Origin of the sequence: Bradyrhizobium sp. Mp19, from assembly GCF_029952935.1 — a bacterium.
In the GTDB taxonomy this organism is placed as follows: Bacteria; Pseudomonadota; Alphaproteobacteria; order Rhizobiales; family Xanthobacteraceae; genus Bradyrhizobium; species Bradyrhizobium elkanii.
Genome location: NZ_JASAUT010000003.1, coordinates 313,924 through 340,361, shown reverse-complemented (window position 1 = coordinate 340,361; position 26,438 = coordinate 313,924). Strand labels below are relative to the sequence as shown.

At 59.6% G+C, this 26,438-nt stretch carries 24 protein-coding genes; 18 read left to right on the top strand and 6 right to left on the bottom strand.

Annotated features, from left to right (window positions below; all coding sequences use genetic code 11):
* Positions 1–410: 410 nt before the first annotated feature.
* Positions 411–1,274: a transglutaminase family protein gene (locus tag QJT82_RS06525; RefSeq protein ID WP_018646273.1), complete on the bottom strand. Its 864-nt coding sequence runs from the start codon at positions 1,272–1,274 to the stop codon at positions 411–413.
* Between the two features lie 328 nt (positions 1,275–1,602).
* Between QJT82_RS06525 and QJT82_RS06520 the strand changes: the two genes are divergently transcribed.
* Entirely contained in the window at positions 1,603–1,989 is a 387-nt protein-coding gene (locus tag QJT82_RS06520) for a hypothetical protein (protein WP_080686631.1), read from the top strand.
* Positions 1,990–2,764: 775 nt separating this feature from the next.
* Here QJT82_RS06520 and QJT82_RS06515 read toward each other — a convergent pair.
* A complete protein-coding gene (locus QJT82_RS06515; protein WP_245288603.1) occupies positions 2,765–4,612 on the bottom strand; it encodes a site-specific integrase in 1,848 nt (615 codons plus the stop codon).
* Between the two features lie 691 nt (positions 4,613–5,303).
* Between QJT82_RS06515 and QJT82_RS06510 the strand changes: the two genes are divergently transcribed.
* From QJT82_RS06510 to QJT82_RS06500, 3 genes are read left to right on the top strand one after another with little or no spacing between them, the layout of a single operon-like run.
* Entirely contained in the window at positions 5,304–6,593 is a 1,290-nt protein-coding gene (locus tag QJT82_RS06510) for an FAD-dependent oxidoreductase (protein WP_245288620.1), read from the top strand.
* Between the two features lie 15 nt (positions 6,594–6,608).
* Positions 6,609–7,352 (top strand): enoyl-CoA hydratase/isomerase family protein, encoded by a 744-nt coding sequence (locus tag QJT82_RS06505; protein WP_028338379.1) that lies wholly within the window; start codon positions 6,609–6,611, stop codon positions 7,350–7,352.
* Positions 7,349–8,950 (top strand): CoA-transferase, encoded by a 1,602-nt coding sequence (locus QJT82_RS06500; RefSeq protein WP_028338380.1) that lies wholly within the window; start codon positions 7,349–7,351, stop codon positions 8,948–8,950. The genes QJT82_RS06505 and QJT82_RS06500 overlap by 4 nt, the downstream gene beginning before the upstream one ends.
* Before the next feature lie 35 nt (positions 8,951–8,985).
* Here the strand turns inward: QJT82_RS06500 and QJT82_RS06495 are convergent, their stop codons facing one another.
* The gene (locus tag QJT82_RS06495) at positions 8,986–9,669 is read right to left on the bottom strand and encodes a GntR family transcriptional regulator (RefSeq protein ID WP_028338381.1); all 684 of its coding nucleotides are present in this window, start codon (positions 9,667–9,669) and stop codon (positions 8,986–8,988) included.
* A 237-nt stretch (positions 9,670–9,906) separates the two neighbouring features.
* On the opposite strand from QJT82_RS06495, the gene QJT82_RS06490 reads away from it, so the two are divergent.
* The 11 genes from QJT82_RS06490 to QJT82_RS06440 all read left to right on the top strand — a co-directional run bounded on the left by QJT82_RS06490 (position 9,907) and on the right by QJT82_RS06440 (position 22,730).
* Positions 9,907–11,085, top strand: a complete 1,179-nt coding sequence (locus QJT82_RS06490) for an ABC transporter substrate-binding protein (protein ID WP_028338382.1) — start codon at positions 9,907–9,909, stop codon at positions 11,083–11,085.
* 90 nt (positions 11,086–11,175) lie between these two features.
* Entirely contained in the window at positions 11,176–12,969 is a 1,794-nt protein-coding gene (locus QJT82_RS06485) for an ABC transporter permease (protein ID WP_281446626.1), read from the top strand.
* Complete coding sequence (locus QJT82_RS06480; RefSeq protein ID WP_028338384.1) at positions 12,959–13,729, top strand: ABC transporter ATP-binding protein; 771 nt, start codon at positions 12,959–12,961, stop codon at positions 13,727–13,729. Before QJT82_RS06485 ends, QJT82_RS06480 begins: the two co-directional genes overlap by 11 nt.
* Complete coding sequence (locus QJT82_RS06475; protein WP_028338385.1) at positions 13,722–14,426, top strand: ABC transporter ATP-binding protein; 705 nt, start codon at positions 13,722–13,724, stop codon at positions 14,424–14,426. The genes QJT82_RS06480 and QJT82_RS06475 overlap by 8 nt, the downstream gene beginning before the upstream one ends.
* A gap of 26 nt (positions 14,427–14,452) precedes the next feature.
* Positions 14,453–15,211 carry an enoyl-CoA hydratase/isomerase family protein gene (locus QJT82_RS06470; RefSeq protein WP_028338386.1) on the top strand — a complete coding sequence of 253 codons (759 nt, stop codon included), beginning with the start codon at positions 14,453–14,455 and terminating at the stop codon, positions 15,209–15,211.
* Positions 15,212–15,246: 35 nt separating this feature from the next.
* On the top strand, positions 15,247–16,389 hold the full coding sequence (locus QJT82_RS06465; protein WP_028338387.1) for an acyl-CoA dehydrogenase family protein: 1,143 nt from the start codon (positions 15,247–15,249) through the stop codon (positions 16,387–16,389).
* Between the two features lie 518 nt (positions 16,390–16,907).
* Positions 16,908–17,972 carry a transporter substrate-binding domain-containing protein gene (locus QJT82_RS06460; RefSeq protein WP_035630801.1) on the top strand — a complete coding sequence of 355 codons (1,065 nt, stop codon included), beginning with the start codon at positions 16,908–16,910 and terminating at the stop codon, positions 17,970–17,972.
* A 784-nt stretch (positions 17,973–18,756) separates the two neighbouring features.
* On the top strand, positions 18,757–19,692 hold the full coding sequence (locus QJT82_RS06455) for a hypothetical protein (RefSeq protein ID WP_028338389.1): 936 nt from the start codon (positions 18,757–18,759) through the stop codon (positions 19,690–19,692).
* 123 nt (positions 19,693–19,815) lie between these two features.
* Positions 19,816–20,643, top strand: coding sequence for an ATP-binding cassette domain-containing protein (locus QJT82_RS06450; RefSeq protein ID WP_035630803.1), 828 nt, complete (start codon positions 19,816–19,818; stop codon positions 20,641–20,643).
* Complete coding sequence (locus QJT82_RS06445; protein WP_245288605.1) at positions 20,636–22,228, top strand: ABC transporter permease/substrate-binding protein; 1,593 nt, start codon at positions 20,636–20,638, stop codon at positions 22,226–22,228. Before QJT82_RS06450 ends, QJT82_RS06445 begins: the two co-directional genes overlap by 8 nt.
* A 187-nt stretch (positions 22,229–22,415) precedes the next feature.
* Positions 22,416–22,730, top strand: a complete 315-nt coding sequence (locus QJT82_RS06440) for a hypothetical protein (RefSeq protein WP_155258321.1) — start codon at positions 22,416–22,418, stop codon at positions 22,728–22,730.
* 405 nt (positions 22,731–23,135) lie between these two features.
* Here QJT82_RS06440 and QJT82_RS06435 read toward each other — a convergent pair whose 3' ends face one another.
* Complete coding sequence (locus tag QJT82_RS06435; RefSeq protein ID WP_264641721.1) at positions 23,136–23,372, bottom strand: hypothetical protein; 237 nt, start codon at positions 23,370–23,372, stop codon at positions 23,136–23,138.
* Positions 23,373–23,854: 482 nt separating this feature from the next.
* Here QJT82_RS06435 and QJT82_RS06430 point away from each other — a divergent pair, with 482 nt between their 5' ends.
* Positions 23,855–24,067, top strand: coding sequence for a hypothetical protein (locus tag QJT82_RS06430; protein WP_259266130.1), 213 nt, complete (start codon positions 23,855–23,857; stop codon positions 24,065–24,067).
* Between the two features lie 279 nt (positions 24,068–24,346).
* Here QJT82_RS06430 and QJT82_RS06425 read toward each other — a convergent pair whose 3' ends face one another.
* Both QJT82_RS06425 and QJT82_RS06420 read right to left on the bottom strand, forming a co-directional pair.
* Complete coding sequence (locus QJT82_RS06425; protein ID WP_028338394.1) at positions 24,347–25,015, bottom strand: outer membrane beta-barrel protein; 669 nt, start codon at positions 25,013–25,015, stop codon at positions 24,347–24,349.
* A gap of 419 nt (positions 25,016–25,434) precedes the next feature.
* Positions 25,435–25,689, bottom strand: coding sequence for a hypothetical protein (locus QJT82_RS06420; protein WP_028338395.1), 255 nt, complete (start codon positions 25,687–25,689; stop codon positions 25,435–25,437).
* A 247-nt stretch (positions 25,690–25,936) separates the two neighbouring features.
* Here QJT82_RS06420 and QJT82_RS06415 point away from each other — a divergent pair, with 247 nt between their 5' ends.
* The gene (locus tag QJT82_RS06415; RefSeq protein ID WP_028338396.1) at positions 25,937–26,155 is read left to right on the top strand and encodes a hypothetical protein; all 219 of its coding nucleotides are present in this window, start codon (positions 25,937–25,939) and stop codon (positions 26,153–26,155) included.
* Positions 26,152–26,430 carry a hypothetical protein gene (locus tag QJT82_RS06410; RefSeq protein ID WP_035630805.1) on the top strand — a complete coding sequence of 93 codons (279 nt, stop codon included), beginning with the start codon at positions 26,152–26,154 and terminating at the stop codon, positions 26,428–26,430. The genes QJT82_RS06415 and QJT82_RS06410 overlap by 4 nt, the downstream gene beginning before the upstream one ends.
* Positions 26,431–26,438: the final 8 nt, after the last annotated feature.

Genomic DNA, 26,438 nt, shown 5'->3' with positions numbered 1-26,438 from the left:
TCTGTCGACAGGTTATGCCAATCGCCCAATTCCATTCTGCCTAGCGGCGATCCTTCAGCGGGTGTTGCCGTTAGCGGGAATCATTTGGCTATAGCTGCGCTCCTCGCAAACATTCTCTCAATCATCGATGGATGCCGAGAGCAGGGCGGTGAGAAGTATTGTGCCGCAACGCGGCGCGAGCTCATGGTCAAAATTGCTCATTCAAGAAAATTTAACGAAAGGGAATTTGCCATCAGATTAGGACGGCATCACTGATCGCAATGTCACTCTTTGGCCCAAGCCCCACTGACGAGTAGGCGCAACAGGCGATGCCCATCATGAGCGGGCGCCTGAAGTCCCTTCTAGAAAACGTGAGGGCCTTGAAGCTGAACGACTGATCAGAAAGGTTGCCGAAGGTCCAATGCGTCGATCTATGATGTGACAAGAACTTCTACGGACATCCCGGCGAAGGCGCCGATGCTGCCGACGAAGCTGCCGGACACTGGAATCGTCTGCCGGATGTCGCGCGCGACCGCGACTGGGATCAGATTGAGGCCGCCGAGGCTGCGATTCGTCGGGTCGAAAGTGATCCAGCCGGCGCCCGGTACGAAGACCTCGGCCCACGCATGGGTTGATCCCGCATTGCTCGATCCGACGCTCTGTTGCTCTGGATTGTAAAGATAGCCGGAGACGATCCTGGCTCCGAACCCGAGCATGCGTGCTGCTTCGGTAAACAGCATCGCGAAATCCCGGCATGACCCCCAGCCACGATTTAACGTTTCTACCGGCGTTTGGGTACCCTCATCCTCACGGCTCTGGTACCGGACAGCTTCCGAAACGCCGACGCTCAGGTCCTTTAGCAGCGACAGCGTATCAGTCCGACTTCCTCGAACGAACATTTGTGCCCAACTTCGTAGGACCCCCGCCGTGTCCGAGAACTGGGGGAGAGCCAGGGCGCCGAGATCGGTCCAATCGTCATCAGAATAGCGGAATGGGTAAGACATGGCCGAGACAGCGATATCGAACACCGGCCATGCAACCGCGTCGAGCTGAAGCTCCGCGACGCTGGCGATCACCAGGTTGGAGGCTGTCATCTGAAACGTGGCCGTCGCGATTGCATTGCCAAACACATCGTGCGCCCAGGTCAAGGCCGCATGCGGCGTCACCGTGACGTTGCTCGAAATCAAACGAAGCTCGCGGCTTTCGCGCGGACGAAGCATCAAGCGGTGCGGCAACAGGTGCACGTGTTCGTTGAATCGATAGGTCGTCGTGTGAAGAACCTTCAGCGTAATCAACGCAAGCTCCAATCCGCGGCAGCGTCTGACAGGCCCTTATCCGGTGGTCCCCTCGGGAAGTATGGCCAAGTTGAACGTGCCCATGCAAATGTCAATCCAGACGACCGAAACCCGGGCGGATTTGCGGACGAGGCACCGAGCAAGAACGCTGCGATTCATTCATACGGTCATGTTGACGGGTGTCGAAGTGCAAGCACAACATCAGTTTCGCGGTGCGACAGGATCCGACAAGTGTGACGTGACCGCTGGTCGGAGGGCCGCAAATGATGGACAGCGTCGTGTCGGCATGACAACCCTGGATAGTGAGGCGACTAGGAGGGATCGAACCATGAAGAACCGGCCACCGCTTCCGCAACATTTGAGTCGCCATAGGTATCACGCGCTGCTGGTCCGGCTGCAAATCGAGCTCGTCAAGCTGCAGCGCAGCGTGATTGAGCGCGGCCAGCGAATCCTTGGCATCGTCGAAGGTCGCGACGCCGCCGGCAAGGATGGCACGATCAAGTCGATTGTCGAACATCTAAGCCCGCGTGATACCCGCATCGTAGCGCTGGGGCCGCCGAGCAATCGGGAGCGGTGTTCATGGTACTTCCAGCGTCACGTTTCGCACTTGCCCGCGGCAGGAGAGATCGTGCTGTTCAATCGCAGTTGGTACAACCGTGCTGGAGTTGAGCGTGTCCGTGGTCCGGGCCGGCGACAAGGAACATGCGCGACTTAATATCATTCGCGATGTTCTGTGGCGGCTGCACTATCCCGGAAAGCACCGTCGTCTCCACAGGCCCGATCCGGCGGTCGTTTTTCCTTACTATAAAGCCTGCTATGAGCGCGGCCTGATCGAGGCTTAGGTGGCTTACCTTGATGCCTCAGTTTGCATCGAGCGAAATTCTGTAGCCTGCACTTTCGAGAGCGGCGAGGACGGCTGTTGCGATAGTCTTGCATTCGTTGGGCTCTTTGTAAGTTTTCGGCCACACCGTCCCGTTTCCCGCGTCTGGAAAATCAACGAAAGCTGATTGAATAGCGCGTTCGATGATCCGTTGGAGCTTCTCATCCCGTATCATTGCCTTGTCTCCCGCTCTCGACGATCGTCAATATCGCCAGTTTACCTAGAGCCGTTGCGGCGCGCCACCAATGCGCTCGAGCGCAAAAAACCTGTTTGAAGGAGCAAAACGTATTCTCGTTCCTCCGATCATCAGCGCAGGCGAGCGTAGCTCTCAGCGATTTGCGACGCTCAGGCCAGGCCTCTTTGCGGCTGGCGACGTGGGGGGCGGCGTCTATCGGCAGGCTGTCACGCCGGTCTCGGCTGCATGACGGCACTTGAGGCCACTCGCTTTCTCTTGGCCCAATGTCCTTCCAGCCGGCGCGCTTGTCCTATTGAAGATAGGCTCAACCCTTAAGCAATGTATGGCTGAATTACACAGTAATTTCAATTACATACGAGTTCGCAGTTTTGTTCTGAGTGGCGCGCCATTCAGAACAGTCCAACGAACTCTGACTCAGTACGTCTTCAGCATTGTGAGCTCGCCGGCATCGGCTCGGTTTTTGGCGGCGAGCAAGATCTCCCTCATCTGCTTGATCACCTGCGGTTCTAGGGCTTCGATCTTCGCCGCGATCTGCGGATCAAGAATGCCTTTGCGGCCATACCGCCCTCGAACGTCGCTGGCATGTCCGAGAATGCGGTCGCGCGTGCGTTGTGCGATCGCATCATTGTCGAGCCAATCGGCCATGAGGTGCCGCGTCGAATAGAGGGTAAGGTCCGCGCGATTGAGTTTCAGTTTCGTCTTCACGTACTGCCATGCCTTGCTCAGCGGCTGCGACCAGCGGATCGTACCGTCTTTGCGAGTATAGGCGTCCCATTCCGGGAAGAGCCGTTCCTCTTGCTTGTCCATCAGATCCTGCATTCGATCCAGCAGCCCCAACTCGATGAGAAGCGGATGGATCGGAATGACCCGCCCGGCAGCGTTCGTCTTCAGATTGCGCAGATCCTTCACCGCGACGCGGCCATGGCGAGCATCGAACGGGCGCAAGTCGAAATAGTAGAACTCGCCATCGGTTCGGATATCGGCGCATTTGAGCTGGCCGACCTCGCCGGGCCTCATGCCGGTGAGGATGCAGATCAAGAAACCCCAGTAGATGTGCGATTGCACGAAGTACCGGCCGGGCTGCCAGACGTGCACGCGATTCTTGCAGCCGGTGAAGAGCGGCAGGCGCAACAGCGTCAGCAGCTCGTCATCGTCGAAGGCATCGCGCGGCAGCGGCGCCAAATTTTCGGGATCGATGCACACGAACTTGGGACGCGGTCCGCAGTAATGCTTTTCCGCGATGGCGAAGTCGACGAACTTATAGAGCCCGGCCCAGTACCGGCTCTTGATGGTGGTGGTCGTCACGCGCTCGAGCTGCGACCACTTCGTCTCTTCCGCATATTTGTAGCGCTGGAAAAGCGTCTTCGCGAACCGGCGTGGAATGTTATCGCGATTGGGGATATCCGGCAGCGCCTCGTCGAGTTGCTTCCATTTGGCATCGGTCAGTTCATCCATCCGCGGGTTGTCCAGGAAATCGATGGCGAACTGGATGACGGGTTCAGCTTCTCCGCGGCCCTTCGCGGTGTGTTTCCGCTTGCGGTCCAGCGGTTTGAGAAATTCCGCGAGCACGTCGGACATCCGGCAGGAATTGTCTTCGGCGGCCTCCCCGGTGGGGGCACATACCGCGGGCTCGGAGACCGGCGAGATCGAGCCCACCTTCTGCGCCGGAAGCAACGGAAGCCTTTGGGCGACTGCGTCCTGCACGAGGCGATCGATCATCGCGATGGGATCGAACGGTTGTGCGACCGCCGGGGCGGCGGGCGCCGTCCAGCCTTCCTTGACCGCCTCGGCCGCGTCATGCCGGCCGTTTTCATAGGCACGCCGAACGTTTAGGCGGGCGATCTCGCTTTCGGCCGCCTTGTTCTGGTTGACGAAGTCGACCCAGGTGCTCGGCATCCGAGGGAAACGCTGCGGGTAGGCATAGCCGCGGTCCTGCGCCCGGCCGAGATAGCGCCTGACCTCATGTTCGAACGCGCAGCGCTCGGCCAGCAGCCGCTCGTTCGCCGGCACGCCATGCTCGACATAGGCGTGCAGCCGCGCATCGAGGATGGTCCCCAACGCCTCCAGGTCGGGAGCCGCGATCAGCTCCTGCACCCATCCGAGATTGTCCATCAGCCGCCGCCTAGCCTCATCAAAATTCCCGGTCCTGAGGCTGACACGAAGGAGGGGGAGCCCAAAGAGCTGAGCGGCCTGTTTCCCCAGCCGAATCTGCAGGAAATAGCGTCCATCGCCGCGCCGGGCGAGGTAGGAAGGACGAGCCACGCGTAGGCCTTTCCGGGGGGCGGGCCGGGTGAGACATTCCCGTGGGATGTAACACCATCAAATCCGCTACCACATTCCGGACAACGTGCTGGAAAAGCTCAGGATTTCGCTTCGGTTTTGGACCTGGCAGCGCGTCCCTCCCCCGCTACCATGCGTACGATTTTCTGCGCCAAACCACGATCTTCCGCGATGCGCTACGCCTGGCGGCACGGCTTCGGACGCCGTGATTGCGAAAACTGTATCGTCAGTGGACGAGATACCTCAGTAAGAACCGAGTATGCGCGCGCTATCGTCGCATTGACGGCACCCTCTGTTGAACAGCCGGATTGCCGCAGTCTCGCAGCGCCGCAGGTTTTCGCCGCTACCGAATAGCGCCTGCGGCATGGCCTGTTGCCCTGATCCCGTGCCCGACGAGCCGACCGCTGGCTGTAGCGAGCACTCCGGTCGCGTCGTTCGCAGGGACCGCCAGGTCAACTTCAGCCCTCTCGTCGCCTCCAGTCCGCAGTCGCCGCTGCCGCCTCCAAGCAGCTTGCCTTTTGTCACTCGCAAATCTGCCGCGCGATCGCGGGCAATTTTTTTGCCCGAAGGCGCTTGCAAACCAACATGCATTGAAATAATTGTAATACACCACTAAGATATCACAGGGAGAGCACAATTGGACGCCCGTGGGTCTAACCGTGTCGATAGCGATGTGCTCGTCGTCGGAGGGGGAGCCGCAGGAGTTGCGGCCGCTGTAACCGCCGCTCGAAGGGGTCTGAAAGTCACGCTCGTGGAGCGGTATGGCTTTTGCGGCGGCGGCGCTGTGGCCGGGCTGTCGGGCACGGTGTGCGGTCTGTACGAGGCGACCGAAGCGATCAACGCCAAACCGAAGCAGGTTGTGTTTGGTTTTGCCGACGAATTTTGCCGCCGATTGGAAGCCAAAGGCGGGCTTGGCGATCCGCTGCTCTACGGAAAGACCTGGGCGCGGGTCCACGACCCCTTGGTTTGGCGCGAGGAAGCAGACGCGATGCTGCGGGAAGCCGGAGTACGCGTCGTGTTCCATGCTGTCGCTAGCGACGTGAGCATGGAGGGCGACAGGATCGGGGGGGTGGTCATCTGGACGAAACAAGGACCCCTCGATGCGCGCGCCAAAGTTGTCGTCGATGCGAGCGGAGATGCTGATGTCGTCGCAATGGCCGGCTTGCCCAGCTTCATTGGCGACAACGGCAGGGTTCAGAACCCGACGATGATCTTTCGAATGATGGGTGTCGATGTCGATCGTTTCGTCACAGAATACGGTGCCGACACCATCATGCCGGAAAAGATATCCGACATGATCCGCGCAAAGCACAATGCTGGTGAATACCGGCTGCCGCGCGCCAAAATCTGGCTATTCCCCACCACTCGACCCAACGAGTTGCTGTGTAATTGCACGCGTGTGATCGGGCCGGACGGGCGTGAGCTCAACACGCTTTTCCATCAGGATTTCACCGACGCCGAAATCGAGGGAAGGCTTCAGGCGCGAGAATACGCTCGTTTCTTTCGCGACAATCTCGTGGGATGCGAAGCCGCCTTTCTGAACGATACGGGCGTCCAGGTCGGCGTGCGCCAGACCCGTCAGGTCTCTGGTGTAAAGAGGCTTTCAAACGAAGACGTCGTCAAAGGCGCCAAGTCATCTGACGGCATTGCGGTCTCGCCCTGGCCGATCGAGCTGCACTCGGGCGTCAAGCCTCGCGTCGAGTGGCTGCTGAACGACTACTACGAGGTGCCGTATGGGTGCTTCGTGCCGGAGCGCGGGGAGGGGTTGCTGGTTGCCGGTCGCTGCCTCTCGGCGGAGCACGAAGCAGTCGCTTCAGCCCGTGTCACGGCTCAGTGCTTCTCCTACGGTCATGCGATCGGTCATGCAGCGGTGATTGCGGTGCGCGGCGGAATCGCGCCGAGGCACATTGACGGGCAGCAAGTGAGGGCAGCGGTGAACGCCGACGGCGCGCGCCTCGATTAACAGGATCGTGAACAGATGATCAAGCTGGACAATCAAGGTCCGATCGCCATCGTTACCATCAATCGCGCGGAGCGCCGCAATGCGTTGGGTTCGCAGCTCGTGCGGGATCTGAACGCTGCCCTGGCCGATTCAGAGCGCAATGACGCGATCAGTGCAGTTGTGCTGACGGGTGCTCCGCCCGCATTCTGCGCCGGCAGCGACCTCAAGGAGCTGGCAGGCCTCTCTATCGCGGATATGTGCAAGCACGAGGCCGAAACCGCAACGTTCGCGCGCGCGATCGGCTACCGCGCCAAGCCGGTCATCGCGGCCGTCGAAGGATACGCTCTGGGAGGCGGAATGATCCTTGCGGCATCGTGCGACATCGTGGTCGCTGCGTCGAACGCACGATGGCATCTGCCGGAAGCCCCGAACGGCTGGCTGCCGCCGTGGGGGCTTACGGCACTCCTGACTCGGGTCGGCCCGGTGCGGGCGCGCCGTCTCACGTGGGGCGCGGCATCGATCGACACGATCGAGGCGGCGAGGATCGGCTTGGTCGATGAGGTCGCCGAGCCGGGCGCCGCGCTTTCTCTGGCAACGGAGATTGCCGTCGGTCTTTCCAAAGTGCCGCCCGAAGCCGTCGCGTCGACGAAGCGCTTCTTCGACCGCTTCATCATGGCGGACGCCGAGCGCCTGGACGAAGTCTCGTCCCGGGAGTTCGCGTCGAACTGCGAAACGCCAAGTTCCCAAAAAACCTTTGAACGCTTTACGGTGAAGTCGTGAATAAAATCGTTGATGCCGCGACGGCAGTTGCATCCATTCAGGACGGATCCTCGGTAGGTTGCGTGGGTGTGATCGGTTGGGTAACGCCCGATACTCTTTTGAAGGCCCTTGGCGACAAATTCCGCAATACAGGCAGCCCGAAGAACCTGACCTTCTACTTCCCGGTCGGGACTGGCGACGCTCAGGGCATCAAGGGCATGGACCATGTAGCGCAGGAAGGATTGATGAAGCGCATGGTGAGCGGTTCATACATCAATCCTGTCGACCCCAAGACGGGAAAGCGACCCGAACTCATGCGTCTCATCCGTGAGAACAGGATCGAAGCCTACTCCTGGCCGATCGGAGCGACGATGCATTGGCTACGCGAGATAGCTCGTCGCAGCCCAGGTTACATGACCGAAATCGGGATCGGCACCTACATCGATCCCGACAATGGCGGCGGCCGGTTCACGGAAAGAGCACATGACGATCTCGTTAGAAAAATCGAATTCGACGGAAAGCCGTATCTATTCTATCCGGCATGGAAGTTGGACACCGTGTTCATCTACGCATCGACCTCAGACGAGTTCGGAAATCTGTCTTTCGAGAACGAGGCGCTTGTGTCCTCGAATATTGCGCTGGTGCTGGCAGCCAAGGCCCATGGCGGCCGCGTCGTAGCGCAAGTGCGGCGAGCCGTGCCTCACGGCCAGAGAGCCGCATCCGAGGTCCGGATTCCAGGCATGTTTGTCGATGCAGTCGTCGTCGACCCCAAGATGATGATGACGACCGACGTCGAGTTCGACCCGGCCTACTTCGGCGGTGAGCGCAGGGCGTTGTCTCAGCTCCCTCCGATCCCGTCGTCCGCCGACAAGGTCGTCGCATCGCGGGCAGCGAAGGAAGTGCGGAAACGCGAACTTTCCATTTTTGGTTTCGGAGCGGCGGCCGATGTGCCGCTCGTCATGGCGGAGCAGGGGCTGCTTCACGGCGACGAGCTCAAGGACTATTGGTTTACCACCGAGCACGGATCCTACGGCGGGATTGTCATGTCTGGATGGCAGTTTTCCGCGAATCTGAATCCCGATGCGATCCTCGACGGCGTCTATCAGTTCGACGCCATTGATGGAGGGTTATGCAACTTTGCGGCACTCGCCTTCGCTCAGTTCGACCAGCGCGGCCGAGTCAACGTATCGAAGTTCGGCGCTGCCAATCCGGGCGCGGGCGGCTTTATCGACATCGCGCAAAGCGCCAAGCGTTTGGTCTTTACCGGAACCTTCACCACCGGTGGGCTCGATGTCGGTTTCGACGGCGGGAAACTGAGCATCGTCAAGGAAGGCAAGGTTCGCAAGTTCGCGAAGCAGGTGGAGCACATCACCTACGCGGTCACCGACGGCGTCAAGCGCGGCCAGACCGCGCTGGTGATCACCGAGCGAGCGGTGTTCGAAGTTGCTCCGGAGGGACTGGTGCTGACGGAAGTGGCGCCAGGTATCGACGTTCGGCGCGATGTGCTTGAGCAGATGGAGTTCGCCCCCTGGCAAGTCGCAGACGAACTGAAGGTGATGGATGCAAGCTTCTTCGTCGATCCCGGTCAGACAAGCGCGGTTCGGGGACAAGCCGGTTAAGAAGTTCCCCGGTCTCGACGAGACGGGGATTCCGATCATCTGCCCGACCCGACGCTGATCTCGAATATTTGTCGTGTGTAATTTTCGATCTGCTCCATCAGAGCGGTAACCGCAACGAGTGCACCTTGCTCGTCATGCCGCGACACCGCGCGTGCTCGCGCCGCATGAAGGACGCCCATTGCACCGAGGTTCTGCAGGTCGCTTTCGTACCTGTAGTAGAATCTCCGCGACATCGCGTGAAGCGGCGAGATTGAGCGGGTTGCGAATGGGTTGCCGGCAGCCGCGGCGATAAGAGCGTTCGCCTTAAAGACCTCACGCAAGTATTTTTCGAGGTTGCCGTGCTTGCCCGCGGCTTCGATTTCGTCGGCAGCAGCGAGAAGGCGCTCCCGGTCGCTTGCAAGGATGCGGCGAGCCGCCCTTATCGAAATGAAAATCTCGAGTTCGCGCCGCAGCTCGATCGCCAACAACTGCTCATGAACATTTATCTCGGTGATCATCAAGCCGTGTCGGGGCAGAATGGTCACGAGACGGTCCGCCTGAAGGCGTTTCACCGCCTCGCGCACCGGTGTGCGGCCGATGCCGATCTCCTCTGCCAATCCCTCCTCAGACCAGTGACTGCCGGGCGGCAGCTGCAGTGTCACGATCATCTCCTCGAGCCGTCGGTGAGCCGTGTCGGCCTGAGACTCGGGAGGGGAAAGTACTCCGACCTTTTTCGCCATTGGACGCCAAGCTCTTAGCGCGCCCAAGGCGCGATGTGGGTGTCTCTTACGAATATCCTCGCTGCGACGTTCGGGACAAGCGCAGCACGAGCGCATCTCGCACAATGCGCACACCTAAATCGACCCCTCCCGGGGCTGAGCGGCCATCATCCGGGAAAACGCAATGATGTGTTGACGAAACTTTTGTAAGATATTACTAGTACAGCACGAGCGCAACAACGCCGAGGGAGGATATTCATGTCTTGCTGGAAAGGGGCCCTGATTGCAGGGGGCATCGCTTCCGGACTGCTGTTCGGACCGGCGGCCAAGGCCGAAGATGTCGTCAAGATCGGGCAGATCGAGGCCCTGACCGGCGCAACCGCTACCTACGGCTGGATGTCGGCGCAGGGTACCAAGGTTGCGGTCGAGGAAATCAACGCCAAGGGCGGCTTCAAGGTCGGCGACAGGACTTACAAGCTCGAACTGCAGCAGGTCGATACGCGCGGCGAGCCCCGCGAGGCGACCGTACAGTTCCGCAAGATGATGGAAGAAAAAGTCCACTTCGTCTTCGGGCCGTTTCTGACCAATGTCTTCAACGCCATCGAGCCGATAGCCAATCAGAACAACGGCAAGTTCCTGCTGTTCGCGGGCGCGACGTCGGCACACGCAGCGCTTGGCAAGCCCGATCATGACTATCTGCTGCGAACCTGGAACTGGGACGCGGGATCAGCGGGTTTCGGCAAGCTGATGGTGGACTATTTGAAGAAGCTCAATACCAGGAAGGTGGCGATGCTTTTCCAGAACGACGCCTTCGGCAAGACCGCCGTCGATATCTATAGCGCGCTGTTCAAGGATGCCGGAATTGAACTGCAGGTCGAATTGTTCGAGCCCGGCACGAAGGACTTCAGCGCGGTGCTCGCGAAGCTCGCGGCCGGCAAGCCGGACATTCTCTTCCCGGGTTATTCGGATGCCGTCCTCTACGATATCGTGAGGCAGTCGACCGAATCCGGTTTCGGCAATCGCTTCTTTCTCGTTCGTGGCTCCATCGGGCCGGCGCTGAAGAACAAGGACGCGATCGAAGACTATATCGCATACGTTCCGAAGTACTTCGAGGGTGCCGAGAAGACCGAGCCGAAGGTCCGTGCCTTTATCGAAAGCTATCAGAAGCTGTTCAAGCGCGAATTTCCCTACGATCAAGCACCGCTCTGCTCCTCATCTTGTTACGACCATGTCTACATGCTCGTGGAGGCCATGCAGAAGGCTGGCACCGTCGACGACGTGGCAAAGATCCGTGCTGCTCTGATGAGCATGACCTACGACGGCATGTGGAGAATCAAATACGACAAGACCGGAGAGGCCGTGTTCGGGTTCGATGTCGTCCACGTGCGCAAGGGTGGTGCCATCGAGAGAGTGCCTTACGACCCGACCAAAGAGTAAGGCTCGTTCGTCGCGCTCTGGCGGAGCCGGAGCGCTCTCTCTCCACTCGGGAAGGCGTCACGAAATGCGCTTCCCGCGGACCTTCGATCAATGACGCAGCTAGTTATCGGACAATTGCTGAATGGCGTAATCGTGGGTACGCTCTATGGCATCATAGCGCTGGGCGTGACGCTCACATTCGGCCTGACCGGCGTGGTGAATTTCGCGCTCGGCGCCTTCATGATGCTTGGCGCCTACGCGACCTGGTATCTCTACGACGTCGTGGGTTTCCCGTACCCCGTGGCCGTCATTGGCGCCGTCGTGGTCGTGAGCATCTTCGGCTACGTTTCGGATCTTGCACTGTTTCGCTTCACTCGTGGCAACCTGGTCAACGGTCTGCTGGTATCGATCGGCATGATTTCGGTCTTCGAGGCCTTGGTCCTTGCGGCCTTCACGACCACGCCCAAAGATCTGACTTACGTGCTTCCTGGCGCCCTCAAGGTAGCCGGCATCGTTCTGCCGAAGATCAAGGTCGCGGTCGCCGCGGTATTCCTGGCTGTGATCCTCGGCACATATCTCGCTTTGACGCGGACGTGGTTGGGGCGCGCGGCATTCGCCTACGCACAGAATCCCGAAGCCGCAGCTCTTATGGGCATCCGCACGGGAAGGCTCCAGACGATCGTCGTGGTCTATTCGACGGCGCTGGCGGGTCTCGGTGGAGGTTTGTACGCGAGCATGTATTCGATCGAGCCAACGATCGGATCGGCTTACGTTCTCAAGGCGGTCGAGGCTGCCATTCTCGCCGGCGTCGGCAGCGTGCTCGGCGCATTGGGCGGCGGTATCATTCTCGGCATCAGCGAGAACATCGGATCGGTGTTCTTTTCGTCGGCCTTCAGGGACGCTTACGGTCTCGTATTCCTCATCTTGATCCTTCTCGTCCGTCCGGGCGGCCTGTTTGAAGTCGGAGGCCAAGCGGTCTTAGGAAGACAAATATGTCTGGCAACTCCTTGGCTCACAGAACGACATGGCTACGATCCGACTTCCATTGCGATCTACGGCTTCATGGCGGCGTCGCTGGCGGTCAGTTTCAATTTGATCTTCGGATTCACCGGCCAGCTCTCCATGTTTCACGCCGCGTCCTTCGGCGTTTCCGCCTACGTGGTCACCATCCTGGTGACTACGTTCGGCTGGAACTTCTGGCTGGCGATCGCCCCCGCCCTGGCCATTGTCGTGATCCTGTCTCTTATCGTCGGAACGATCTGCTTCCGCTTCAAGCTCAAAGAGTTCTATTTTGCCGTCGTCACCCTGGCATTTTCCGAAGTGCTGCGTTTGATCACATTGAACTGGAACAGCGTCACGAACGGCTCTCTCGGCATTACGATCGTCGATACGCCGAAGATCTGGACGCCATCTGGCACGTTTGCGATTGCGGGCGGGGTCGCTTGGTACTACCTGACGCTGGCTCTGCTGGTGGTCGTATACGGTGTGTGCAGCCGTGTCCTGAAGTCCTGGATCGGACGTTGTCTTGCCGCCATCCGACTGAACGACCAGTTGGGCGAAACGCTGGGCATCGACGTCTTCAAGTACAAGTTGCTCGGCTTCGCAATCGGCAGCGGCCTTGCCGGGCTGGTTGGCGCCTTCTACGGCTTCTACGCAGGGTTCGTCGAGCCGCATTTCCTCTCGATCTCGCTCGGACTCGACATCATCGCGATGGTCCTGCTGGGAGGCGTCAATTCCCTGATCGGCCCCGTTGTCGGCGCCCTCGTGCTCACGGCCTTGCCGCACGTGATCGAGCTCAGCGCCGAGCTTCGCATCGCTCTGTACGGCTCCATCCTCATCTTCGTGATCCTGGTGATGCCGAAGGGTATCGTCGGCCTACTTACGAGCAGAAAACATGCTGCTTGACGTAAAAAGCCTCACCAAGCGCTTTGGCGGCCTCACCGCCGTGTCCAACGTAGCGTTCGGCATCGAGCGCGGGGAAATCATCGGGATATTTGGACCGAACGGCTCCGGAAAGACCACGACTCTGAGTCTGATCGCCGGGATCCTGAAGCCAACCAGCGGCGTGATTCTCTGGAAAGGGAACGATATCAGCACCCTGTCGCCGTTCGAGGTCGCTCAGCAAGGGTTGGTCAAGACCTTTCAGAATCCGCAGCTCTTTCCAGAGCTGACGGTCGTCGAACACATGCGCATCGCATGTCACCTGCACATCAAGCGCGAGCTGAGAATCGGTCGCTTGCGGACGCTGATCGGAGGCATGCCCGTCGGTTTGGATCGTCTGCTGGAGCAGAAGATCGACCAAGTCCTCGCGCTTTGCCGGCTCTCCAGCCAGAGGAACGAACAAGCCGCTGCGCTGTCCTATGGTGGCGAGAAGATGCTCGGCGTTGCAATGGGTATGCTTTGCGAGCCAGAGCTTCTGCTCCTTGATGAACCGGCCTCCGGCCTAGGTCATGAGGAGATCGCGAATCTCGACGCGGTTCTCAGGGACCTCAAATCCCACGGCGTCACGCTGTGCATTATCGACCACAAGGTCGGCTTTCTGGGCCGGCTTGCGGACCGTTCGATCGCGCTCCACCACGGCGCGGTCATTGCCTCCGGAAAGACCTCGGACGTTCTCGCCGACGAATCCGTTGTCGCGGCCTACCTGGGCAAAAAGCATGCTTGATGTATCGAATCTCAGCGTCAGCTACGGCAAGCAGAAGGTTATCAGGGAGGTGTCCTTCAAGCTGGAGAAGGGCGAAGTGGTCACTTTGATCGGCCCTAATGCCGCCGGCAAATCGACGGCGCTGCGAACACTGGCGGGGTTGAAGACGTCCGATCGCGGCACGATCCATCTCGCTGGAAAAAACATCACGGAATCCTCCACCGTGGACCGTGTGAGGGCCGGCCTCGTTCTCGTGCCGGAGGGACGCCAGATATTCACCAAGCTCTCGGTCCAGGAAAACCTGATTATCGGCGCCTATCACCGAGCCGATCGCGATCACGCAGGCGCCGACCTGGAGCGAATATTCTCGATGTTTCCGCGGCTCCGCGAGCGACGGGATCAGAAAGCGGGCTCGATGTCGGGCGGAGAGCAGCAGATGCTTGCGATCGGACGAGGGCTGATGTCTCGACCCACGCTGATGCTGCTGGACGAGCCGACACTCGGTCTTGCACCGATCATTATCGAGGAACTGGGGCGGATCGTGCGAAATCTCGCGCACGAAGGACTGACGATCCTCCTCGCCGAGCAAAACGCCATGATGGCCCTCGGCTGTGCTGACCGCGCCTACGTGCTGCAATCCGGTCGGATCGTGACCTCGGGACATGCGAAGGAATTGTCCGAAACGACGGAAGTCAAGCAGATGTATCTGAGCGCATAACCCAATCCAGTGCCAGGTGGAGCCGAATGAGTAACGAAGAGACGACGGTAAGCGTCGAGAAACGTAACGGCGTCGCGATCATCACGTTACAGCGGTCGGCCCGGCGGAATTCGATGGACCGATCTCTTGTCGACGGAGTTGAAGCCGCTTTGTTGGAGCTCGATCGCAACGACGACGTGGGCGCGATCGTTCTAGCGGGTACCGCTCCGGGGTTCTGCGCCGGAAGCGATTTGAAATTCATCAGCCGACTCGAGCTCGAAGCAATGGGGCGGTTCGAGCAAGAGTGCGGCGATCTCGGCCGTTTGCTAGGGTATCTGGCAAAGCCCGTCGTCGCGGCTGTCGAGAAGTTCGCTATTGGAGGAGGACTGACGCTGGCGACCTCTTGCGATGTGGTCGTAGCGGGGCGTTCGTCGCTCTTTAGTCTTCCGGAGGTGCCCCACGGTTGGCTGACCCCATGGGGAATCAGGTCCTTGGTCGCCCGTGTCGGGCTCGTCAAGGCGCGCCTTCTCTGCTTTTGTCTCGAAGCGCTCAACTCCGAAGATGCGCGCACCATCGGCATCGTCGACTACTGCTGCGATGACGGCGAAGCGCTGACGAGAGCGATTGCGATTGCGGAAAAGCTCGCGCAACTACCACGTCCCGCTGTTCGCGCGACGAAGCGCTTCTTCTCGAACTACCTCATGGAAGACGCTGAAACGATGGATTTCGAAGCAAATCGTCTATTTCTCGAGAACTGCCGGGAGACGTCCGCTCAAGCGACCCTCGAGAAATTCAGACATCGCTAAACTACATCCGGCTCACCGACATGAGGAGCGGTCCAATGCTCTTGGATCTCAATGAAGACGAAGCTTTGGTAAAAGGCAGTCTCGAGCAATTTACCGCAGGCGCACTGCGACCCAGGATCAAGCCCTTCGCCGACAGGCATGAGTTTCCAACCGAACTCGTGAAGGAATTTCTTGCGCTTGGCTTCATGGGCACGGCGTATGATCCGGCTTTTGGCGGTGGAGGGCTCGGTACACGCGGAGCTGCCATTGTGGCCGAGACGCTCGCTCGCGCAGAGCCCGGCTTTGCCGCCATCTTCCTGTGCAATAGCGCTCCCATGACGGTTATCGCTCGCTATGGATCGGATGACTTAAAGAGCAAATGGCTTGAGCCGCTGTGTCGCGGTGACTTTATCGCCTCATTCGGTGTCACGGAGCCGAGTGGTGGGTCGGACGTCGCGAGCGTAAAGATGCGTGCCGTGGAGGACGGTGATTCTTTCATCTTGAGTGGCTCCAAGGTGTTCTCCACCAATGCTGGCACTCCGCTCCACGGCATTACGACGTTCGTGGCCGTTACGGACCCTGAATTGGGAGCGAAGGGACTGTCCACATTCGTGGTGCCCGTCGGCACACCTGGCTTCCGGGTCGGAAAAGCGAGCCGCAAAATTGGCTGGCGTGTCGCTGACTCCGTAGAACTCTTTCTCGACGACTGTCGAGTTCCCAAAGCGAATATGGTCGGAAATCGCGGCGACGGCTTGAGGCAAATCCTGACGACGCTGAGTATCGGACGGATACTCGTCGCGGCAACGGGTCTTGGACTGGCGCGCAAGGCGATCGATCTTGCGAAGGTGTACGGCTCCGGTCGTCAGGTTGGGGGCACGCCGATCTTCCAGCACCAAGGGCTGACCTTTCCGCTCGCGGATGCACTGACGAAGATCCACGCAGCCGAGCTGATGATCCGGAACGCTGCGTGTCTGGCTGACGCCGATCGGCCATTTCGGTTGGAAACGTCGATGGCCAAGCTCTTCGCAACGGAAATGGCGGGCGAAGTTGCAGATATCGCTCTGCAGGTGCACGGCGGATACGGCGCATTCGAGGAATTCGACGTGTCGAGCCTCCCAGGCGAGGCCAGAGTGCTGCGTATCCTCGAGGGTACCAGCGAGATCCAGCGGCTGGTCATTGCGCGTGAACTCACCGCATAGCGGATATCTTTCCCTGTGCTCTAATTCGGAGCGGCCGTCGCCACAACGGAGTCTGGCACAGGTCGCAGGTCTCAAGCATCCGTGCGCTGATGCATGTTTGGCGAGTCAGCTCGACCTCGAGTGCCGACAGCCCCTCATAGGGCGGGCAGGGACGGATGTGGCCTGCGCACCTTGCCTTTCTTTTTCGTCCTCGGGAGCAGGTGTTCAAGGCGACGCTGCCAGAGCGCCCGGTTCTCTCCGTTGCAGTGTCCGGCCGCCGTGGCGGCCGAGAACGCCTTCGCCATTGTTTTGACGGACAGGTGTGTGACGAATGCCAAAGGGAGTAGCGGTGCTCTGGTCGGCATTCCCGCTATGCGTCAAGGTGAGCAATGAGTTCATTCGAGGCTTTCCCGGCAGCTCTGCACGACCGCTATTTGAGGGGGGAGGTGTCGTGTGAGATGTCTGCCCACAGCGCCAGGCGGGGAGATCCAATCTCGCAGCGCAAGTGGACGTCGATTCGACCGGTCTGGTCATGCATCTTGGCGCTGGCGGTGCTCGCGTTCGGCTGCGGCGCCCTTCACGCCCAAGCCGCCGCGCCCCCTGACAAGGAATTGGTCGTGGCGACCAAGGAGGCCCCACCATTTGCGATCAAGCAGCCGGATGGGAGCTGGAGCGGTATCAGCATCGCGCTCTGGAAAAGGATCGCCGATCGGGCACACCTGCGTTTTCGCCTGGTCGAAACCCAGAGCGTGCCGGATTTGCTGGACGGCGTCGCAAACGGCAGATTCGACGTTGGCGTCGCGGCGGTTACAGTGACTGCCGAGCGTGCGCGCAAAGTCGATTTTACACAGCCGTTTTACAACACCGGGCTCGGCGTTGCGGTACCGGTCAACGAAAACCCCTGGGTCGCGATCGGGCGGGCGCTTCTCTCTTTCGGATTTTTCCAGGCCGTCGCGGTGCTGCTTGGTTTCGCAATGGCGGTCGGATTCCTGATCTGGATGCTGGAACGGCGCAAGACGGAGCACTTCGGTGGCGGCGCCAAGGGACTCGGCTCCAGCTTCTGGTGGTCGACCATCGCCATGACGCAAGCCGGGGCCGCTCAGAATGCTCCGACAACACTCCCCGGAAGGATCGTCGCAATGGGATGGATGATCGCTTCCGTGATCGCGATTGCGGTGTTCACCGCCGGTATCACCTCCACCCTGACGCGCAGAGGGCTCGAGGGCGCCGTTCACGGCTTCAACGACCTGCGTTCCGTGCGCGTCGGCGCGGTCGCCAACTCCGCGACGACCGACTACCTCGCTCGTCAGCGGCTTTCGTTTCGAACGTTTCCGGACATCCAGGGCGGCCTCTCCGCGCTGGGGCGTGGGACAATCGATGCCTTTGTTCATGACAAGCCGTTGCTGACCTGGATGGTTCGAAGCGACTTCTCTGCCTCGGCTCGCGTCGTCGATACCAGCTTCAGCAGCGAGAGCTATGCGATCGTACTGCCCAAAGACAGCGCCTTGCGGCCGATGCTCGATCTCGCCGTGCTTGATCAGATCGAAGGTGATTGTTGGCAGCAGACGGTGTTCGAGACCCTTGGAAACGCTCAATCTCGTTGACGATACCGTGCGAGGAGCCCAGTCCGTTCAAGGCTGTCAGAGTCTCATCGGCGGGAATGGAACCGACAAAGTTCCGCACATCGGCCTCGCGAGCGATGCAAACCGTCAATAGCCCTCTGCGCATGCGCGAGTTGCTGTTCCAGCAAATCAGCTTCAAGCTGGCTTATCCTCGGCGTGGCGGCTTGGCGCATTTTCTAACATGGCCCCCAACCACGTGCGTGAGTTGCCGTTGCCGAGGAACTGCTCCAGCGCACCTTGTCCGTCCGTAGGCCAGGTTCGATCCATCGGCCAACTACGCGGGCCAATCCTTCCCATCTGAGCAGCCTTCCTATTGGCGCGGTCTCAACCTGTTGTCGGCAGCTATGCCGTCGCGAGTGCATTCCATGCTTCTGCGAAATGTTCTCCGGTGCTGCGCTGGCGCCACCGGGCACGCAACGTGAGCGTGATTTCCCAACTGCCACGTCCGTGCCTTACCTGCATTGTGGACTATCGATGCCGCCTGTCCGCACGCTTTCATTCGTGCAGCATTGGATTTGATTTTTTTCTCGGTCAGAGCGACTGGCGTTTTCGACATCGTCCTGACTGCACATCGAGTCGTCCCAGCAGGCGATGGTCTCGAAAAGGAGGCCGCGTTACACGCGCGTACACATCAGTGCGCAGCTCCACGAAGCGAGGTTGAAAAAAGCGCAATGGGTTTGTGCGCCGGTCAATCTCTGCAATAAGGCATCAAGCACTTGAACGCAGCAGCCGTCGAGTGGCTTGTAAATTGAAATAGGAGACCGGGTTGCAAACATTTTCGCGCATCAATCAGTCCAAGGCCGTCTTCGATGATATTTATGCCCTGGATGATCCCAGGGCATATTTCTCTGTCCTGGGAGATTTGGATTACATGATTCCGGACGTGGCCGAGCCGGTTGTGCGTCAGATTCTGGCAGCGAAGGTTTCGGCAGCCGGCGTCAAGCCGACCGTGCTTGATGTTGGCTGTTCATACGGCATCAATGCAGCGGTGCATCGGTTTCCGCTGACTTTCGGGGGCTTGCGCCATCGCTACGCTCGACGCGAGATGAGGGCGATCGGTTCTGAGACATTGGTGCGTCTCGATCGCAATTTTTACGCGGCTTGGCCGGATGTCGGCCTCGCGCGATTTATCGGTCTCGATGTATCGGCGCCGGCGATAAGCTATGCAACGGGTGTCGGTCTGCTTGAGCAGGGCATTGTCGCTGATCTTGAGACGGAGGCGCTCTCGGCGGACAGCGTGGATCTTATCCGATCCGCGGATGTCATCATGTCGACGGGGTGCATCGGCTACGTCACCGAGAAGACGTTCAGCAAGATTCTCGATGCGACAGAGAAGCGTCCATGGATCATTTCGTTCGTGCTGCGAATGTTCCCGTTCGATTCTCTAGCCGCGACGTTCGAGAAGCGTGGCCTCGTGACAGAACGTCTTACCGGCGCGACTTTTATCCAGCGTCGTTTTCGCGATGCCGAAGAGTTTGAAAGTTGCTTGGCCAGCCTGGCGGTTCTTGGCGTCGATGCTACCGGTCTTGAGTCGGAAGGGCTGTTTCACGCCGATCTGATGTTGTCACGCCCTGAGGCGGATGCGCGCGCCGCTCCCCTGAAAGACATTGTCACTGTTGCCAGCGGCAGGGGGCGTCCGATCGGACCCCGTTACGTTCATATTGAGGGCGACGACGGCTTGCAGGTCGCGTTGGAGCCGTGACGGGCTCGCTTTCCCAAGATGGGCGTGGTGTGACCCAGGGACCTGTGCACCCAAGTGGATCATGCGCCGACTCCTGCATGGTTACTTTCCGCCAGTTCAGCAGTCTACAGGGAGGCCTTGCTCATGACAGCTTCGCCGATTTCGAATCCGTCTGCTTCCGTGCCGTATATCAAGATCGATGCTGTATCAAAATCCTACGATGGAGGGCGGAATGTTGCTGTTTCCAACGTATCGCTCGACGTGCACCAGGGTTCACTGGTTGCGCTCGTGGGCGGCTCGGGATCTGGCAAGACCACGCTGCTGAAGACCATCAATCGACTGGTCGATCCTGACGTTGGAGAAGTCAGGATCGACGGAGTGCCTGTAAGCGAAGCCGAGCCGCCGATGCTGCGGCGGAGCATTGGCTATGTCTTTCAGGGTATCGGTTTGTTTCCGCACATGCGCGTTGCCGACAACATTGCCGTAACACTCAGGTTGCGTGGTTGGCAGGCGAAGGCGATCGAAGCGCGGGTGGCCGAGATGCTGGATATGGTGGACTTGCCGCAGGATTACGCCAGCCGCTTTCCGCACATGCTGTCCGGAGGTCAGCGCCAACGGATTGGCGTCGCGCGTGCAATCGCCGCCCGACCGCGCATCGTTCTGATGGACGAGCCGCTGGGTGCGCTCGATCCTGTCACCCGCGACAGCCTGGGTTCTTCCTACCGTGAGCTGCACGACCGGTTCGGCATGACGACCCTGATGGTTACCCATGACATCCAGGAGGCCGCGCTGATGGCTGATCGAATCGTCGTCATGAAGAACGGCCGCATACTCGCCGACGATACGCCGCACGCCTTGATGATGGGCTCTGGGTCTGACGATCCGGACGTTACCGCCTTAATGGAAGTGCCGCGACGTCAAGCGGAACGTATCGCCGCGCTTGCGACCAAGAACGGACCTGTCCGTGCCTGATGCCGGCGCAGAGCTGCTTTCCAGTGCCCGATTGGACGCTTTGTTCGACGCCTGGCGCCTGCTTCCCACCTATCTCACGCCACATATTGTACTTTGCGCCACCGCGCTGGCGCTTGGACTGCTCGTCAGCCTGCCGCTGGCTGCCCTCGCAGCGGATCGACCATGGCTACGCAGGCTGGTGCTTGCCATCGCGAGCTTGATCCAGACCATACCTGGACTTGCGTTGCTCGCACTGTTCTATCCGTTGCTCCTTGCGCTCTCGACATTGACGGCACGGCTCTTCGGCTTCGGCATCCCCGCGCTGGGATTCTTGCCGACGCTGATTGCACTGACGCTCTATGCCATGCTTCCGATCTTGCGCAACAGTGTGGTTGGCTTGAATGGCATCAGTCCTGCTGTCGTCGAAGCGGCAGAGGGCGTTGGCATGACGCCCCAGCAGATTCTGACACGCGTCAAGGCGCCGCTCGCCACGCCTGTTATCATGGCTGGAGTGCGGACTGCAGCTGTATGGACGATTGGAGCGGCCACGCTTTCCACGCCCGTCGGCCAAACCAGCCTTGGCAATTACATTTTTACGGGGTTGCAAACCGAGAACTGGATTTCCGTGCTGTTCGGCTGCATCGCCGCCGCCGGGCTTGCTCTGATCACCGACTTCTGTCTCGGTCTTGTCGAGACCGGAGCGTCCGAACGCAACAGGAAGCGTGTGGTGTTCGGTATCGCCGGGCTTGCTCTCGGCACGCTCGCCGGTCTCGCGCCGCTGCTCTCGAACGAAGCAGCAACCTATGTCATCGGCGCGAAGAGCTTCTCCGAACAGTTCATTCTGGCGGACCTGATGGGTGACCGCCTGAAGGCCGAGGGAGTCGGCGTAACGCGTAAGGATGGGCTCGGTTCGGCTATCGCCTTCCGCGCGCTGGCTCACAATGACATTGATGCTTACGTCGATTACTCCGGCACGCTCTGGCGCAATGTCATCGGCCGCACCGACACGCCACCGCGCGAGGAGATGCAGGCGGAGATCGTCCGCTGGATGAAAGCAGAGCAGGGCGTCACGGTACTTGGCGCGCTTGGTTTCGAAAATGCCTACGTTCTCGCGATGAAACGAGAAAGAGCGCATGCACTAAACGTCACGTCGCTTGCCGATCTTGCTCGTGTTGCACCTCAACTCACCATCGGCGATGACCTTGAGTTCCTGGGACGACCGGAATGGCGTTCGCTTAAGGATGCCTATGGTCTGTCGTTCGGAACGCGACGCTCGTTCAATCCAACGATGATGTATCATGCTCTCGAATCCGGCGAGGCCGATGTCATCTCCGCGTTCTCCAGCGACGGGCGTATCGCGGCGCTTGATCTTCTCGTGCTGGCTGACCCGAAGCATGCGATCCCTTCCTATGATGCGCTGATCCTCGTCGCGCCAAAGCGCGCCGCCGATGCGCGGCTGAAGCGGGCACTCGTGCCGCTTGTCGGCTCGGTTCCCGTTGAGGCGATGCGCGCCGCTAACCTCATGGTCGACGGCGATGCCGACAAGGCTTCTCCGGCAGAGGCGGCGCGAGCCTTGGCGAAGGCCGTGCATTTGCAGTCGCGATAGATATAAGAACACGATCAAGGACGTTTTCGTTCGAAGTTCGACCTTCGCCGATGAGTCGTGCTCAAGGTCCCGAACGAAGTTGCGCGTCTTGCAATGAACGATCAGTTCGGCAGTGCGATCGGACTCCGTTGGTAACGTTCTGGCGGCGACGCGAGGCCCCGGTCCAGCTGGGGCATTCGGATTCATAATGGCGCCACGAATCGTTGTCACGAACGTACAACCGTATTTGGGGATGACAATGCGGGCAAAAAGGGTGGAGAGAGCGGTCGGTTCCAACCAATCGCTACTGGAGCTGCTCCAGGCAGAACTTGCAGCCCTCAATTCGCAAATCGAAGCGATAGAAAAGGCACGGGCAGAAGCGCAATCGATCGATGAGTTGAGAGAGTGTGCGATCCGCGCTTGTCGACGGATTGACGAGATTCGTTCCGTCGTCGCCGCCGAACAGTCGAACGACGCGGCCGACAGCGCAACTCCTGAATCTCCGCCTACGGTTGCTCGTTGAAGCATGTTCGAGACGCTGTAGGTTCGCCGACCGCGTGGTCGCTCCTGGAATGGCTCTGCGGTGACTGCGTCTAAACAGCCGCGCGAGTCGCAATCAGCCAACTTCCGGGTGTAGCGCGATCAGCAAGATTGCCACCGCGACCACTGCGAGCCAGCATTCAGCGGCGATGATGGCCCATTCGGTGCCAGTTCGATTTTTCATTGGCGCCACCATTTTTCGACGACTCCGACGTGAGTCTGAGGGGTTTCGACGTCGGAGCCGTCTTCGCCAGTGTTTCGGACTATCCGAGTTTGATGCGCTGTGGGGCTCGGCTGATCCGAGCGGTGATCAGATCACACTCGGCTCAAGACGGAAATGCACTTTGTGCCAACACAACCGGTGCCGTTGCCATGGTTGTATCATAATTCATGCTCGACCAATGTCGTCGTGTCGTGCGGCACCCAACTGTGTTGCCGCGAGCGCATTCCAAGCCCAGCCGAAGCTCAATCCGATGGACGACATTTGATCCGCGTTAAGCGCAAGCCTGATTTCCCATCCGCGTCCATGCTGGCGCGAAATCAAAACCTCAGACGACCCAAATCCGCGCACGTCGCGTTTCCACTCGCGCAGCATTAGAATCAATTCCTTCTCTTCCGCGCTCACTTCTATTCTCGACATCGCCATCACCGCGCATCAAGCCACCCCAACCGGCAAAAGCTATTGAGCACCGCAACGCCGCGTCAACACGCGCGCGTGCATATCCGACAATGACACTTCATGGCTTTCGTCCATCTCGCAAGCTCCGCTGGCACAAGCGACGACCCCGACGTGCTGTCTGAGGGCCGCGCCGGAGCCGTCTTTGCCAGTATTTCGGATTGGCCGAGCCGATGCGCGTGCTTGGTCGATCCGATGCACGTATGAGATCACAATCGCCTCGTGATGGGATGTGCAGTCCGTGCCAACAGCACCGGTTCCATCGTCACGATTGCATCATAATCAATCAACAACCAAAACACTCACGCGTGTTGCTGTTCCATCGAATGCGTCTCACTTTGCATTCTCCTCGGCGGTGGTGGGCGACTCATGATCCAGCACTGGACTCGCAAAGTGTGTCGGCTAGCACTCGCCGGGGAACGGAGGCTATGATGATCCGCTGCGACCGCAAGCGCTCCGACATGACGCCGTGCGTGATTACCGACGGCGCGGATGACTATAGCTTCGAGAGCGATCACGACACCCACCCGATCTGCGTTGGCTGCGGTCGCAGCCCGCAAGTGACCGGCGTGGCCCCACCCGCCGATTGGGCCGAGCAGGTTGCCGACTATCTGAAGGCCGTACAGATGAGGCATCGCCGCTGAAGCCCCGCAGCGGGCCTGGTGTTCGCGCTCCATCAACCGATCAGCGTTAGCTGCCATCGTCCCTTGGAGGGCAGTTCCATCACGCATTGATCGTCGTGCGTCATACCGTCACAGATCAGTCTATCGCGCCGTAATCTCCACATTGGTCCTCACGGCGTCGCGTCAGCCAATGCACCGCGCAGGAGGTTTCCAATCCGGAAGGAACCACCGCTCCAACGAAAAAGCTCCGGGCCTTTGCTTGGCCCGGAGCTTTCATGTCGCTTGGAGTCAAGCGAGCGATCAGTACCTGGCGACGGCCGGTCCGCCCAGGTTGAACCTGTAGTTCAGGCCCGCCTTGATGGTGTGCTGGTCGTTGCGGAAGCTGCCGATAACGCCGACATTATCGTGCACGTTGATGGTGCCGAAGTCATAGTACTGGTATTCGAGCTTGCCCGACCAGTTCTGAGTAAACATGTATTCGAGACCGGCGCCGACGGTGTAGCCGTCACTGCCGCCGTCGCCGCCGAAGCCGTTCGAGAAGCGCGTGTCAGCCCAGGCATATCCGCCCTTGACGTAAAGCAGCGCCGGACCCCAGGTGTAGCCGAGGCGGCCGGTTACCGAACCAAGGCCGCGATTGGCGAAGCTCGAACTGGTGTCCAGAAAACTATAGTTGGCTTCAAGACCCATCACCCAGCTCGGCGCGAACTGGTAATCATAGCCAGCCTGCACGCCGCCCATGAACACACCGTCATTGCCACCGCCGAAGCCGGGGGCGAGGACGTTGTCGTTGCCACCGAACGCACCACCGACGTGACCACCGATATAGAATCCGGTCCAGTTGTAGATCGGAGTCGGAGCAACATAGGGCGGAGCCTTGGTGTAGGGCTGAGGCGCGAGATCAGCCGCGGAAGCGGGCGCGACCGCGCCGAGCGCGATCATGCTGGCGGTGACGAGCAGAATTTTCTTCATGTTTTGCATTCCAACTTTCTTGTACTGGCCCTGCCCCAAGTTCATCGCCTATCAGACACGTGCGGAATTGCTGTAACTTGGCTGCAACAGGCGGTGCCAAACGCGGGCCGCTAACGGCGGGTGCGAGGACGATTGGCGTTAGGCGAGTTTGGAACTTTCGTAACGCAGGTGATGCGTTACCGATCACATCCCGGCGCAGCGCGAGGGTGGATAGATCGTCGTCTTCGCATGGAACTCGGGCGAGCCCTCTAGAACGACCGAGAACCAAGCGCGGGCCTGCAGTGCTTGTCGAGCCAAAAGGAGAGTCACGACTGCCGCTAACGTACGCCGAGAGGTTTGCCGTCAATATCTCTGACAAGATTGATCCAGCAGTAATGCAGGGCAGCATCCCGATGATGGGAGTCCTGAAGCAGCCTGTGTCAATGACCGGAGAGGATGTAGCGGCAGACTCGGCCGATGAGCCACGAGATAAGGCCGAGGGCGGCGATGACGCCTCCAACAATTGGGGCAAACGCCACGTCAAAAATACCACCTGAATTGTGCATGACGATCGCCGTGATGGCGCCGGTGGCGATGCAAATGGCCGCAACAAAGCACCCGATCAGATAAAGGGCATTCCCAAGTCTCACTGTCTTCGCGGACCGTTGTTCCAACTGCTTCGCCTTTGCCTTCAATCCGATTTCGACCGGGCGGCGGATTGCTCGTGGGCGGGTATGCAGATCGTCCTGCCTGGTAGTCCAGGAAAAGCCGGCTGGCGATCCCGCCAAGCGGCGGAATGATTTCGTGGATGGCCCGGGTCTTTACGGACTGAGCGTTAACGCTACCGCACGAGCACAAAGGCGGGGGTCTTGTCAGGAAGCGATTTGGCCAGTTTATTCGAGAGATTGCAGTACGTTATTCTTATTGTAGAGCGCATTTCCGATGAAAGCCATCGAGCAGATCGTTGCCGGCTACATTGCGTTGAAGGATCGCCAAGCCTTGGAAAAGCTGAGGCACCATCGTCAGCAATTGCTGGATGATGTTCAGATGCACAGCATACCAGGGTTCAAGCCGTCGATCGTGAGCGATATCCTCCGCGAGGAGATCGAGGTCATCGAAGCCGCGCTGGCGCGCGTAGATGAGGATCGACCGCAGTCATGAGCAAAAACTTCGACGAGATCGAGACACTGAAACCAATGGCCTGCGGTGCCATCACCGATCCCAGTCTGAGGATGATATATGAAGCTATCCGCGGCGCGCTAAAGGCCGACGATGAATTCGAGGCAAGCGGCAAAGATCCAAAATTCCGAGTCCGGTCGACGGCCGAATGGAAGCGGCATGCCAGCGATCTTGAGGCGGAGATGCTGAAGCGAGGGCTCGAGTTCGACGTTATCGATTGGACGAATGGTCAGAGTGAGCGGCGAGCAAGCCGGTGAGGGCACTC

Excerpts from the sequence above, each read along its gene's own strand:
- QJT82_RS06415 (WP_028338396.1), top strand. The coding sequence starts at position 25,937 with ATGAAAGCCATCGAGCAGATCGTTGCCGGCTACATTGCGTTGAAGGAT.
- QJT82_RS06425 (WP_028338394.1), bottom strand. The coding sequence starts at position 25,015 with ATGAAGAAAATTCTGCTCGTCACCGCCAGCATGATCGCGCTCGGCGCG.
- QJT82_RS06520 (WP_080686631.1), top strand. The coding sequence starts at position 1,603 with ATGAAGAACCGGCCACCGCTTCCGCAACATTTGAGTCGCCATAGGTAT.
- QJT82_RS06470 (WP_028338386.1), top strand. The coding sequence starts at position 14,453 with ATGAGTAACGAAGAGACGACGGTAAGCGTCGAGAAACGTAACGGCGTC.
- QJT82_RS06505 (WP_028338379.1), top strand. The coding sequence starts at position 6,609 with ATGATCAAGCTGGACAATCAAGGTCCGATCGCCATCGTTACCATCAAT.
- QJT82_RS06485 (WP_281446626.1), top strand. The coding sequence starts at position 11,176 with ATGACGCAGCTAGTTATCGGACAATTGCTGAATGGCGTAATCGTGGGT.
- QJT82_RS06490 (WP_028338382.1), top strand. The coding sequence starts at position 9,907 with ATGTCTTGCTGGAAAGGGGCCCTGATTGCAGGGGGCATCGCTTCCGGA.
- QJT82_RS06430 (WP_259266130.1), top strand. The coding sequence starts at position 23,855 with ATGATCCGCTGCGACCGCAAGCGCTCCGACATGACGCCGTGCGTGATT.
- QJT82_RS06450 (WP_035630803.1), top strand. The coding sequence starts at position 19,816 with ATGACAGCTTCGCCGATTTCGAATCCGTCTGCTTCCGTGCCGTATATC.
- QJT82_RS06475 (WP_028338385.1), top strand. The coding sequence starts at position 13,722 with ATGCTTGATGTATCGAATCTCAGCGTCAGCTACGGCAAGCAGAAGGTT.
- QJT82_RS06440 (WP_155258321.1), top strand. The coding sequence starts at position 22,416 with ATGGCGCCACGAATCGTTGTCACGAACGTACAACCGTATTTGGGGATG.
- QJT82_RS06465 (WP_028338387.1), top strand. The coding sequence starts at position 15,247 with ATGCTCTTGGATCTCAATGAAGACGAAGCTTTGGTAAAAGGCAGTCTC.
- QJT82_RS06480 (WP_028338384.1), top strand. The coding sequence starts at position 12,959 with ATGCTGCTTGACGTAAAAAGCCTCACCAAGCGCTTTGGCGGCCTCACC.
- QJT82_RS06495 (WP_028338381.1), bottom strand. The coding sequence starts at position 9,669 with ATGGCGAAAAAGGTCGGAGTACTTTCCCCTCCCGAGTCTCAGGCCGAC.
- QJT82_RS06410 (WP_035630805.1), top strand. The coding sequence starts at position 26,152 with ATGAGCAAAAACTTCGACGAGATCGAGACACTGAAACCAATGGCCTGC.